This is a genomic window from Nonomuraea sp. NPDC049784 (assembly GCF_040659615.1).
Taxonomy (GTDB): Bacteria; Actinomycetota; Actinomycetes; order Streptosporangiales; family Streptosporangiaceae; genus Nonomuraea.
Map to the genome: position 1 here is coordinate 1 of NZ_JBFAMX010000293.1, position 11,902 is coordinate 11,902.

The window sequence follows — 11,902 nt, forward strand, 5'->3', positions numbered from 1 at the left end:
ACCGTCAGCTCGTAGTCGCCGACCGGCAGCGTCAGGCTGTAGCGGCCCGCCGCGTCGGTCACCGCGCTGACCGGCGTGCCGGTGGCCGCCACCGTCGCGCCCGCCTCCGGCGTGCCCGCCGTGCTGACCGTGCCGGACACCACGCCCGCCGCCTGCCTGGTCATGGTCACGTCCGCGGTCGTGGACTGCTCGGCCGTGATCGTGGCCGATCCCGTGCCCTTGTCGTAGCCGAACTTCTCGGCGCTGACCTGGTAGTCGCCGGGCAGCAGGCGCGGGATGGCGTACGTGCCGTCATCGCCGGTCGTCACGGCGCGGCTCAGCGGCCCGGAGATCGTGACCGTCGCCCCGGCGACGGGGGCGCCGCCCGCGGTGACCGTGCCGCGCAGGTCGCCGAGCCCGACGTGGGGCGCGGCCTGTACGGCGGCGTACGCGTCGAGCCTGCCCTCGCCCCAGACGTTGTTGTCGGCCGCGGTGCCGCCGCAGCTGGTGTCGTTGACGTCGATCGCGGTGCTGTCGAGCAGCGGCCGGGTGGCCGTCACATTGCCCTGCAGCCCCGGCGAGCTGGACCAGATCAGCGCGACCGTGGCCGCCACGTGCGGTGAGGCCATGGACGTGCCGGTGTAGCTGCTGTAGGTGTTGCCGGGGGTCGAGGAGCGCACGTTGACGGCCGGGGCCGCGATGTTCGGCTTGATCTCGCCGTTCTCGCCCTCGCCCTTGCTCGACCGGTTGTACAGGGCGTTGTTGACGTCGAAGCCGCCCGCGCTGTAGCTGATCGCGTAGTCGCCCGGCGAGCCGCTGGTGCGGCAGGCGGGGCCCTCGTTGCCGTTGGCGAACGCCGGGAAGATCCCGGCCGCGATCCACGCCTCGACCGTCTCCTTGTACCAGGGGTCGCCCGGATCGCCGCCCCAGGAGTTGTTGACGATGTCGGGCGCCAGGTCGGGGCGCGGGTTACGGCCGTTCAGGTCCGTGGGCGCCAGGATCCACTGGCCGGCCGCGAGCAGGGAGGCGTCGGTGCAGGTGTTGACCTCGCAGCCCTTGGCGGCGATCCACTTGGCGCCGGGCGCGACGCCGATGCCGTTCGCGCCGACCATCGTGCCCATGGTGTGGGTGCCGTGGCCGTTGTTGTCGCACGGCGCGGCCGTCGGGCAGATGTGCGCCGGGTCGAACCAGTTGTAGTCGTGGCTGAACGTGCCGTCCCGGTTCCTGCCGCGGTAGGCCGCGACCAGTTCGGGGTGGTCGAACTGGGCGCCGGTGTCGATGTGGGCGACCACGATGCCCTCTCCGCGGTCGCCCAGCTCGTTCCAGACGCGCGGTGCGTTGATCCGGTCGATGTTCCACTCGACCGCGTTGACCTTGTTCTCGGCCGTGCCCGCAACGGGGTCGGGCAGCGCGTAGGTACGGACCGGTTCGATGCTCTGGACCTCGGGCAGGTTGGCGATCTCGCCCGCCAGCTTCTCGCCCGCGGTCACCCGCACCGCGTTGACGATCCAGTACGGGGTGTAGTCCGCGTGGCGGGAGTCGAGCAGCTTGCGCAGGCCCTCCTGGGAGGTCTTGGCCTGCTCGGTCTTCGCCTCGAAGACCTGCTCGGCCTTCGCGTCCTTGGTGACGGCCCGTCGGGCGCCGCTCAGGTCGGCCGAGCCCTTCATCCGGACCCAGAAAGTGGCCTTGTCGTCCTGCGCCAGCCGCGCCTGGACGGTCGCGTCTATTTTGGCGGGGTCCGGCGCCGCGTGGGCCGCGGCCTGCGGGACGGATAAGCCTGCGACGACGACGATCCCGGTCAGGATCGACCGCCAGCGGGGGGTTTTGGGCACGCGCCTCTCCTTCGAGACTTTCGAGACACGAGGTGATCTTTACGCCTCTGTCGAGAAGCGTGAAGAGATCTTGTCCGGAAAGCAAGAGGCGACGTGAAATGTAACGTGACTGGCGGAAATGTAATCTGGTCAGCTGAAATGTCGCCACACGGGCCACATGGCCGACCAGGCCCAAGCTAGATACTTTCGGACCCCTTTGTCGCCGGCCGATAGCCGAACTGCTTCATGATCGCCAGGAAGTACGCCTTGATCTGCGTGGCGCTCTCGTCGTCGGGATGCCCGCCGAGATGGCCCATCACCGCGCTGCTCAGGACCTCCTGCACCACGTCGACGTCGGCGTCCGCCGGGAGCTCCCCGCGGTCCTGGGCCAGGCGGAGCGCCTCGCGCACGACCGCCGCCCGCCGCCCCGCGTTGGCCTCCCGGTACGCCCTCATCAGCTCGGGATGGTCGTCGACGGCGCCGAAGACCCGGCGCAGCAGGACCCGGTTGCGCGGCTCGGACAGATGCGCCGCCCAGTCGCCGAACATGTGGTCGAGGTCGCGCCAGCCGATGAAATCGGGGTCGTTGTCGTGGTTGGCCCACTGCAGGGCCCGTACGAGCAGCGCGGTCTTGTCGGCGTACCTGCGGTAGACCGTCGCCCTCGTCACGCCGGCCCGCCTGGCGACCTGCTCGATGCTGGTCTGGGCCACGCCGTACTCGATGAGCAGGTCGAGCGCGGCCGTGAGGATGGCCAGATCGGCCTCCTGGCTGCGCGGCCGTCCAGCCGGCCGCGGTGCGCGCGTGCCGGTCATGCCGAGGTCGTCGGTCGTCATCATGCCTGGCGGGTCACCATCTTGTCGTAGAGGCGGTCCGGCAGGAGTCTATTGACCCACAGCAGCAGATCGGCCAGGTAGCCGACGGCGTAGCGGGGCTTCGGGTCGCGCGCGGCCACGATCCGGGCGACGGCCCGGCCCACCACGCGGGGGTCGGACGCCTTGCTGCCCGGCCCGAACCCCTCCTCGGCCCGCCGCGCCATCCACTCCGCGACCTGCGCGTAAGGCCCGTGCCCGGAGATCTCCCGCAGCTGGCGCGGCGTGTCGCCCTCGAACTCGGTCTTGATGATCCCCGGCTGCACCACCACCACGTGCACGCCGAACCGGGAGACCTCCTGCCTGAGCGAGTCCGAGTACGCCTCCAGCGCGTGCTTGGAGGCGTGGTACCAGGCGCCCATCGGGAGAGAGATCTCGCCGGCGATCGAGGAGATGTTGACGATCGTGCCCGAACGCCGTTCGCGCATCCGCGGCAGCACGAGCTGGGTCAACCGGGCCAGGCCGAACAGGTTGACCTCGAACACCTGCCTGGCGCGCTCCAGCGGCACCTCCTCGGTGGCGCCGTGCACGGCGGTGCCCGCGTTGTTCACCAGCACGTCGATGCGCTGGTGCTGGTCGAGGATGCTCTGCACGGCACGGTCGAGGTCGGCGTCGCTGGTGACGTCCGCGCCGATCGGGTGGCCGCCGGCGGACCGGATGACGTCCATCTTCTCCACCCGGCGCGCCAGGCCGTAGACGATGTGGCCCGCGCGCAGCAGCTCCAGGGCGGTGGCGCGGCCGATCCCGGACGACGCGCCCGTGACGAGGCAGACCCTGCTGTTCATCGCGCCACATCCCAGGTGACGGGGAGGCTGTGCACCCCGTAGATGAGCATGTCCGTACGGAGCGGCACCTCACCCGGCTCGACGGCCAGCCGCAGCGACGGGAACCTCCTGAACAGCGCCGGATAGCCCGCCTGCATCTCCACCCTGGCCAGCTGCTGGCCGAGGCACTGGTGCACGCCGTGGCCGAAGCCCACGTGCCCGCCGGTGTCCCGGCGCAGGTCGAGGGCGTCGGGGTCGGGGAAGCGGCGCGGGTCGCGGTTGGCTGACGGGATGGAGACGGTGACCGTCTCACCCTTTCTGACCAGCTCGCCGCCGAGCTCGACGTCCTCCAGCGCCGTACGCACCAGGAAGGGGATGATGCTGAGGTAGCGCAGCAGCTCCTCCACCACCTGCTCCGCCCGCTCCGGCTCGTCGCGCAGGACGGCCAGCTGGTCGGGGTGGCGCAGCAGCGCGAACGTGCCCAGCGCGAGCATGTTCGCCGTCGTGTCGAGGCCGGCGCCCAGCAGCATGAACCCGATGTTGGCCAGTTCCTCGTCTGTCAGGTCGCTCTTGGTGAGGCCGCTCAGCATGTCGTCGGTGGGCTCGGCCCGCTTGGCCGGCACCAGCTCGCGCATGTGCGCCTGCATCGCCAGGAACGCGGAGATCTTCTCCTCCTGCGGGAGGTCCGGCCGCATGAGCTTGACGCCCTCGGCCATGAAGCGGGCCCTGTCCTGGTCAGGGACGCCGAGCAGCTCGCAGATCACCACCGCCGGGATCGGCGCCGCGAACGTCTGCACCAGGTCGGCCGGCGGCCCCTGGCGCTCCATGAGGTCCAGCTGCTCCTTGGTGATCTCCTCTATGCGCTCGGCGAGCAGGCGCATCCTGCGCACGGTGAACTCGCCGGTGAGCAGGTGGCGGTAGCGGGTGTGCTCGGGCGGGTCCATCCCGACGAACATCCCGGGAGGCGAGGGCTGGGCCGTGCTCGTACTCGCGATGGGGATGTGCCGCAGCTCGGAGCGGGCGCTGAAGCGCCGATCGGCCAGCACCTCGCGTACCAGCGCGTGGCTGGTGACGAGCCAGCCCCGGTGGCCGTCGGGGTAGGCCAGGCGGGCTATGGGGCTGGTCTCGCGCAGCTTGGCGAGGTCGTCGGGCGGGTCGAACGGGGTGGGCCGATCGGTGGGGAGGGTGATCGCCTCGGTCTCGGTCATCTCGGATCTCCTTTCAATGAATACAGTACAGCTCTGTATTGAAAGTCGCGGGCTCGGGGGGATTCGCGTTGCGCGATCATGGTCCGGCGGTTAACCTGTGTCCATGCGAACTCACGCCTGGCTTCAGTGGTGGCGCCGCTCCTAGGCGGCGTGTGTTTCGCATTCCTGAACGGACGGCCGCCCCGGATGGCGGCCTTTCTCGTGTCCGCCCCCGGGGCTCGATCATTTGACGTGGTGAAGGGGCAGGACGTGGAGACGAGCGGATATACCACCGCCGGGGGCATCGGGGTGGAGCGCGAAGCGCGCGAGGTGGACGAGGCCGCGCTGGAAGAGATCGTGACCGCCCTCGGGACCAGGCGCGGCGGTGCGTTCTCCTCGGGCATGGACTACCCGGGCCGCTACAGTCGATGGGCGTTCGGCTACGTCGATCCGTGCCTGGAGCTGGTCGCCAAGGGCCGCACCATCTCGGCCACCGCGCTCAACGAACGCGGCCGGGTCGTGCTGCCCGCCGTCGCCTCCTGCCTGCTGGCCGCGGGCAAGCCGGTCGCCGAGCCCACCCCCGACCACATCGCGGTGCACGTACCGGAGCCGAGCAGTGATCCAGGAGACCTGCTGCCGGAGGAGATGCGCAGCAGAAGGCCCACCGTGTTCACCGCGATCCGCGAGGTCATCGCCGCCTTCAAGGGCGACGACCCGCACCTGGGCCTGTACGGCGCGTTCGGCTACGACCTGGCCTTCCAGTTCGAGCCCATCAGGCAGGAGCTCGTCCGCCCCGACGACCAGCGAGACCTCGTCCTCCACCTGCCCGACCGGCTCGTCGTGATCGACCGGCAGCGCGAGACCAGCGTCGAATACCGCTACGAGTTCACCGTCGACGGCGCCACCACCCGCGGCCTGGAGCGCACCGGCGCCGCCGCCGAGGCCGTCGCCCCCGGCGAGTTGCCCAAGGACCCGGAGAAGGGCGAGTACGCCAAGGTCGTCGCCGCAGCCAAGGAGCGGTTCAAGCGCGGCGACCTGTTCGAGGTCGTGCCCGGCCAGGTCTTCCACGCCACCTGCGCCGACCCGGCCGCCTTCTACCGCGGCCTGCGGCACAGCAACCCCGCGCCGTACGAGTTCATCATCAGCCTCGGCGAGGGCGAGCACCTGGTCGGCGCCTCGCCCGAGATGTACGTCAGGGTCACCGGCGAGCGCGTCGAGACCTGCCCCATCTCCGGCACCATCGCCCGCGGCAGCAACCCGGTCGAGGACGCCGAGGCGATCCGCACCCTCCTGTCCAGCGTCAAGGAGGAGTCGGAGCTGACCATGTGCACCGACGTCGACCGCAACGACAAGTCGCGCATCTGCGTCCCGGGCACCGTCAAGGTCATCGGCCGCCGCCAGATCGAGCTCTACTCCCGCCTGATCCACACCGTCGACCACATCGAGGGGCGGCTGCGGCCCGAGTTCGACGCGCTCGACGCGTTCCTCACCCACATGTGGGCCGTCACGGTCACCGGCGCGCCCAAGACGTGGGCCATGCAGTTCATCGAGGACCACGAGGCCACCACCCGCAGGTGGTACGGCGGCGCCATCGGCTTCATCGGCTTCGACGGCTCCATGAACACCGGCCTGACCCTGCGTACCGCGCAGATCAAGCACGGCGTGGCGACTGTGCGGGCCGGGGCCACGCTGCTGTTCGACTCCGACCCCGAGTCGGAGGAGCGCGAGACCGAGCTCAAGGCCAGCGCCCTGCTCGGCGCCCTGGCCGCGGTCAACAGCCCGGGCTCCGTGCCGGTCCCCGAGCCCAGGCCGCAGCCGGGCCAGGGCATGAAGGTGCTGCTCGTCGACCACGAGGACTCCTTCGTCAACACGCTGGCCGACTACTTCCGGCAGGAAGGCGCCGACGTGGTGACGCTGCGCCACGGCTTCCCGCCCCACCTGATCGACGGCATCGCGCCCGACCTGGTGGTGCTCTCGCCCGGGCCGGGCTGGCCGTCCGACTTCGGCATCTCGGCGCTGCTCGACCAGATCTACGCCCGCGAGCTGCCGGTATTCGGCGTCTGCCTGGGGCTGCAGGCCATGGTCGAGCAGGCAGGCGGCACGCTTGAGCTGCTGGACTACCCCGAGCACGGCAAGCGCGGCCAGGTCTCCCGGGTCGCCGGCAGCGCGCTGCTGGAGGGGCTGCCGGAGGAGTTCACCGCGGCCCGCTACCACTCGCTGCACGCCAAGCGGCCCGGCGTCGTCGGCTTCACGGCGACCGCGCTCACGCCCGACGGCAACGTCATGGCCATCGAGGACGTCGAGCGGCGGCGCTTCGGCGTGCAGTTCCACCCCGAGTCGATCCTCACGCAGGAGGGCGGCGCGGGCGCGAAGATCATCGCGAACGTGCTCCGCCTGTGCCGCAAGTAAGCGGTCCCAGCCGTAGGTAAAACCGCCGCCGGAGCATGCGGAGCTCCCCTAGAGTCTCCGCATGCTCCCCGTAGATCTACCCCGCACGGTGCGTGACGCGCTGCTCGCCCCGCTCGTCGACCACCACTGTCACGGGGTGCGGCGAGACGACCTGAGCAGAGCCCAGTTCGAGCTGCTCATCAACGAGGGCGGCAGCCCGGCGCCGCCCGGCACCACCCACTTCGACACGCCGTTCGGCGCGGCCCTGCGCCGCTGGTGCGCGCCGGTGCTCGACCTGGAGCCGCACGCGCCGCCCGCCGTCTACCTCTCACGCCGCGAGGAGCTGGGCGCGGCCGAGGTCAACCGGCGGCTGCTGGCGGGGGGCGGGGTGGTGGCGTTCCTGGTGGACACGGCAGTGGACACGGCATCGGACGACGTCGAGCTGCTGACGGCCACCGAGATGGGCCGCCACGGCGGGGCCGCCGCCGACGAGCTCGTACGGATCGAGCAGATCGAGCGGGACGTGGCCGAGACGGCCCAGCTGGCCGCGGACTACCTGGACGGCCTCGGCGAGGAGCTGGCCGCCAGGGCCGCCAGAGCGGTCGGGCTCAAGACCGTCATCGGCGCGCTGTGCGGCCTCGACTTCGACCCGGCCAGGCCCAGCAGGGGATCGGTGATCGCGGCGGCCAACCGGCGGCTGTCGGACCCGAAGCAGCCGCTGACCGACGAGGTCATGCTCCGCTACCTGCTGTGGTGCGCGGTCGACGTCGCCAGGGAGCGCGGGCTCCCCGTGCAGTTCCACACGGGCTTCGGCGGCTCGGGCCTCGACCTGCACCGCACCGATCCGGGCAGGCTGAGCGAGTTCGCCAGGATGCTGCAGCCGCTCGGCGTGCCGATCATCCTGCTGCACTGCTACCCGTACCACCGGCAGGCCGCCTATCTCGCCGGCGTCTTCCCGCACGTGTACGTCGACGTCGGCCTCGCCCTCCCGCACACCGCCGCCTTGGTCAAGGTCGTGGACGAGCTGCTCGAGCTGGCGCCGTTCCACAAGCAGCTGTTCAGCTCGGGCTGCCACAACGTGGCCGAGACGGCCTTCCTGGGCGCGCTCTACTACCGTCGGGCGCTCGGCGCGGCACTCTCGGCACGGCTCGCGTCGGGGGAGTGGAGCCCCGCCGACGCCGCCCGCGTCGCCCACATGATCGGCTCGGGCAACGCCCGCCGCGTCTACCGCCTCTGAACTTCGTCACCCCTGACTCGCGCCGAGTGGCCCGACCTGGTTTGCTTGAGGCCGTCACAACACCCAACCTGAGCGGGGGCTCTCCATGGGCAATGCCGAACCCGAGACCGAGATCACGTTCCGCAGCGATGTGGACGTGGAGCTGGTGAAGGCTGCCGCGTCGGACGCGGACGTGCTGTGGGCGGCACGGGTCTCCACGAAGGGCGAGAGCTCTCTGGCGGAGGTCGAAGCCGATCCCCAGCGTTCCAAGGGCCTCATCAACTTCTTGATGCGAGACAGGCATGGCACGCCGTTCGAGCACTCTTCCATGACCTTCTACGTCAGCGCACCGATCTTCGTCTTCCGGGAGTTCATGCGACACCGGACCTTCTCCTACAACGAGGAGTCCGGCAGGTATCGGAAGTTGACGCCGGTCTTCTATGTGCCAGGACCCGACCGGAAGCTGGTGCAAGAGGGAAAGCCCGGCAAGTACGTGTTCAAGGACGGCACAGCCGAGCAGCACAAGCTGGTCACGGAGGCGACCCAGGAAAGCTGCCGGCAGTCCTATCGGGCCTATCTGGAGATGCTCGAGGCCGGGGTGGCTCGCGAAGTGGCCCGCACGGTGCTGCCTGTGGGCCTCTATTCCTCGATGTACGCCACCTGCAACGCCCGTGCCCTGATGAACTTCCTGTCGCTTCGTGTGAAGCGGGAGGACTCCGCGTTCCCGTCGTTCCCGCAGCGCGAGATCGAGATGGTCGCTGAGAAGATGGAGGCGTTGTGGGCGGAGCTCATGCCCTTGACTCATGAGGCATTCGAGGCCAACGGGCGAGTCTGCCCTTGACCTCACGCTCCACGGTTGGAAGCGTTGACGGCAGCGGGAGCCTCTGCCGCATGCGTCAAGGGAGACGGGAAGTCGTCTCGGAGATCATCTGAGTGAGGATCGCGGCCGCGGCGGGGTGGATGTCGAGGAGCTCGTCCAGGCGGGCGCGCCACGCGCCCGCCTCCGCGTAGATCGCGTCAGCCTCCGCCTCCGCCTGTAACCGCAGCCGCGTCTCGCACAGCTGCAGCTGGTACATGAACCCCAGATAGTGGCCGACCGTGTCGCTGAGCCACCAGTAGGCGTCCGTGTTCGCGGCGGAGACGAAGATCCGAGCGCCTTCCCAGGCTACCCGCCTGGGATGGAGGACTGCCATGGCCGGATGGTACGCCTGCCGCGACAGGACGGGAATGGAACCAGCGGTTACCGTTGCCTGTGACGGCCTGCCACGCCCGGTCCAGCAGCCGGGCGAAGGTCTCCACCGGCTGCGCGCCCGAGACCGCGTAACGATCGCCGAAGACGAACGTGGGCACGCCTGAGACGCCCAGCTCCCCTGCCCGCCGCTCGTCCGCCCTGACGGCGTCGGCGAGGTCGCCCCGGGCGAGCATCTCGCGAGCGGCCGGCGCGTCCAGGCCCGCCTCGGAGGCCAGGCTCGCGAGGCAGGCGGTCTCGCACCTGTGCGGGCTGGTCGATTGGATCGCGCGTTCCGCACAGGAGATCATGGCCGCGCAAATGCATCACGATCATTAAAAGAGCGGGCTGCACCAGTAAATGTGATTTTTATTCGTATTTATAGTCCCAAAATCGTGTGCGGAGAATCACGAAACAACTACGGATAGCTCGCATCGCACCGTATTGGGGGGAAACGGTTGTGACGGGTCATCGGTGGTGTAAGACTCAATTTCGAGCGCATCGGAGTGCCGGGGAGGGACCGGGCGCTCGTGACCCGGAGCCGTCAAGGGGGTGAACGACACGACCGGAATACCTTTCCGGTCCCTAGGTGGGGTTGGTTAAATGTCGTTGAATCCGCGCCTCGTAAAAGAGAGTTTCTCCGTCATCGAACCGCAGGCCGACAAGGCCACGGCCTACTTCTACGGCCGGCTGTTCGCCGAAAGCCCGCACCTGCGCGGCATGTTCCCGCCTGCCATGGACGTCCAGCGCGACCGTCTGTTCAGCGCGTTGACCCGGATCGTGTGGAGTCTGGACAGCCCGGACAGCCTCGCGGCCTACCTGGGCCAGCTGGGCAGGGACCATCGCAAGTACGGCGTGCTCACCGAGCACTACACCGCGGTCGGCAACGCGCTGCTGGCCACCATCCGCCGCTTCGCGGCCGACATCTGGAACGCCGAGATCGAGGCGGCCTGGGTGGCGGCGTACACGGCGGCCGCGAAGCTCATGATGGAGTCGGCCGAGTCGGACTCGGGGGGCTCGCCCGCCTGGTGGCTGGCCGAGGTGATCGACCACGAGCAGCGCCATCGCGACATCGCGGTCCTCACGCTGCGAGCCACGCAGCGGCTCCCGTACACGCCAGGACAGTACGTCAACGTGCAGACCGCGCGCTGGCCCCGCGTGTGGCGGAACTTCTCCATCGCGAACGCGCCGCGCCCCGACAACACGATCAGGTTGCACGTCCGCTCCGTCCCCGGTGGCTGGGTGTCCACCACGCTCATCAGGCACACCCGCATCGGCGACACGCTCATGCTGGGCCCGCCGATGGGCACGATGGCGCCGTGCGAGCGCAGCTCGCGTGACGTGCTGTGCGTGGCGGGCGGCACCGGCCTGGCGCCGCTGAAGGCGATCATCGAGCACATCATCGCCTCGGGCCGCCGGCCCAACATCCACCTGCTGTACGGCGCGCGCACGTCGGAGGAGCTGTACGACCTGCCCGACCTGATCAGGATGGAGTCGTCGTTCCCCTGGCTGCGGGTGCTGCCCGTGGTGTCGGACGAGCCCTCGTACGACGGGATGCGGGGCCACCTGCCCGAGGTCACGCAGCGCTTCCATTCCTGGGCCGAGCACGACGTGTACGTGTGCGGCCCGGCCTCCATGGTCAACGAGACGGTCCGGCGCCTCCAGATCGACGGCGTGCCCCTGTCGCGCATCCACCGGGACATCGTCCAGGCCGAACGCTGACAGATCTTGACATATCGGGTCGAAAGATGAGAGGTGGAGGATGACACGCCAACGTGGAGGTGGACTGTGCCATCCCCCGCCAGGCGCCGAGGAATCGGCGGGCTGCTGATCGTAACGCTCCTCCTCACCCCCGTTCCCGCCCTGGCGTCCGAGGCCGTCCCGCTGACGGAGCTCGGGGCCGACTCGTACGCGAACGCCACCAGCCAGCACGGCACCCAGGCCGGCCCCGACACCTTCCACTCGGGGACGACCATCGTGGCCGCGCAGCAGGCGGGCCGGTTCTTCGACGGAGGGGCGTCCGGCATCGCGTTCGCGACCTCCACCGACGACGGCGCCACGTGGGCCAAGGGCGTGCTGCCCGGGATCACCACGTTCGGCGGCGGTTCCTACAACCGGGTCAGCGACCCGTCGGTGGCCTTCGACGCCAGGCACGGCGTCTGGCTGATCTCCTCGCTGGCGCTCACCGACACGGGCGGCATAGCCGGTGCGGCAGTGCTCACCAGTCGCTCCACAGACGGCGGCCTGACCTGGGAGGAGCCGGTCACGACCGCCGTCGCCAACGGAGGTGACCTGGACAAGAGCTGGATCGTCTGCGACAACGCCCCGCGCAGCCCGTTCTACGGCCGCTGCTACACGGTGTACGACGACGTCGCCGCGGGCAACGCGATCAAGGTGTCCCGCTCCTCCGACGGCGGCCTGACCTGGCAGGAGACCGGCACGTCCGCGACCGGTCTCGGC

Annotated in this window: 10 protein-coding genes and 1 pseudogene; 5 read left to right on the forward strand and 6 right to left on the reverse strand. The window is 69.8% G+C overall.

Annotated elements, in window-relative coordinates:
• The 4 genes from AB0J09_RS38975 to AB0J09_RS38990 all read right to left on the reverse strand — a co-directional run.
• Positions 1-1,811 (reverse strand): S8 family serine peptidase (locus AB0J09_RS38975; RefSeq protein WP_360702409.1); only part of this gene is annotated, 1,811 nt, incomplete at its 3' end.
• A gap of 176 nt (positions 1,812-1,987) precedes the next feature.
• The gene (locus tag AB0J09_RS38980) at positions 1,988-2,626 is read right to left on the reverse strand and encodes a TetR/AcrR family transcriptional regulator (protein ID WP_360702412.1); all 639 of its coding nucleotides are present in this window, start codon (positions 2,624-2,626) and stop codon (positions 1,988-1,990) included.
• Positions 2,623-3,444 (reverse strand): oxidoreductase, encoded by an 822-nt coding sequence (locus AB0J09_RS38985; protein ID WP_360702415.1) that lies wholly within the window; start codon positions 3,442-3,444, stop codon positions 2,623-2,625. The genes AB0J09_RS38980 and AB0J09_RS38985 overlap by 4 nt, the downstream gene beginning before the upstream one ends.
• On the reverse strand, positions 3,441-4,631 hold the full coding sequence (locus tag AB0J09_RS38990; RefSeq protein ID WP_360702416.1) for a cytochrome P450: 1,191 nt from the start codon (positions 4,629-4,631) through the stop codon (positions 3,441-3,443). The genes AB0J09_RS38985 and AB0J09_RS38990 overlap by 4 nt, the downstream gene beginning before the upstream one ends.
• 249 nt (positions 4,632-4,880) lie before the next feature.
• Here AB0J09_RS38990 and AB0J09_RS38995 point away from each other — a divergent pair, with 249 nt between their 5' ends.
• The 3 genes from AB0J09_RS38995 to thyX all read left to right on the forward strand — a co-directional run bounded on the left by AB0J09_RS38995 (position 4,881) and on the right by thyX (position 9,055).
• Entirely contained in the window at positions 4,881-7,019 is a 2,139-nt protein-coding gene (locus tag AB0J09_RS38995; protein WP_360702426.1) for an anthranilate synthase component I, read from the forward strand.
• 61 nt (positions 7,020-7,080) lie between these two features.
• Positions 7,081-8,235, forward strand: coding sequence for an amidohydrolase family protein (locus tag AB0J09_RS39000; RefSeq protein WP_360702418.1), 1,155 nt, complete (start codon positions 7,081-7,083; stop codon positions 8,233-8,235).
• A gap of 85 nt (positions 8,236-8,320) precedes the next feature.
• Complete coding sequence (gene thyX, locus AB0J09_RS39005) at positions 8,321-9,055, forward strand: FAD-dependent thymidylate synthase (RefSeq protein WP_360702420.1); 735 nt, start codon at positions 8,321-8,323, stop codon at positions 9,053-9,055.
• A 55-nt stretch (positions 9,056-9,110) separates the two neighbouring features.
• Here the strand turns inward: thyX and AB0J09_RS39010 are convergent, their stop codons facing one another.
• On the reverse strand, positions 9,111-9,407 hold the full coding sequence (locus AB0J09_RS39010; RefSeq protein ID WP_360702429.1) for a hypothetical protein: 297 nt from the start codon (positions 9,405-9,407) through the stop codon (positions 9,111-9,113).
• A 91-nt stretch (positions 9,408-9,498) separates the two neighbouring features.
• Positions 9,499-9,753, reverse strand: a pseudogene (locus tag AB0J09_RS39015) (DsbA family protein); the annotation flags it as partial.
• A 292-nt stretch (positions 9,754-10,045) separates the two neighbouring features.
• Between AB0J09_RS39015 and AB0J09_RS39020 the strand changes: the two are divergent.
• A complete protein-coding gene (locus tag AB0J09_RS39020; protein ID WP_360702421.1) occupies positions 10,046-11,164 on the forward strand; it encodes a globin domain-containing protein in 1,119 nt (372 codons plus the stop codon).
• 66 nt (positions 11,165-11,230) lie between these two features.
• Positions 11,231-11,902, forward strand: a 672-nt coding sequence (locus AB0J09_RS39025; RefSeq protein WP_360702423.1) for a sialidase family protein, incomplete at its 3' end; no start/stop codon positions are given.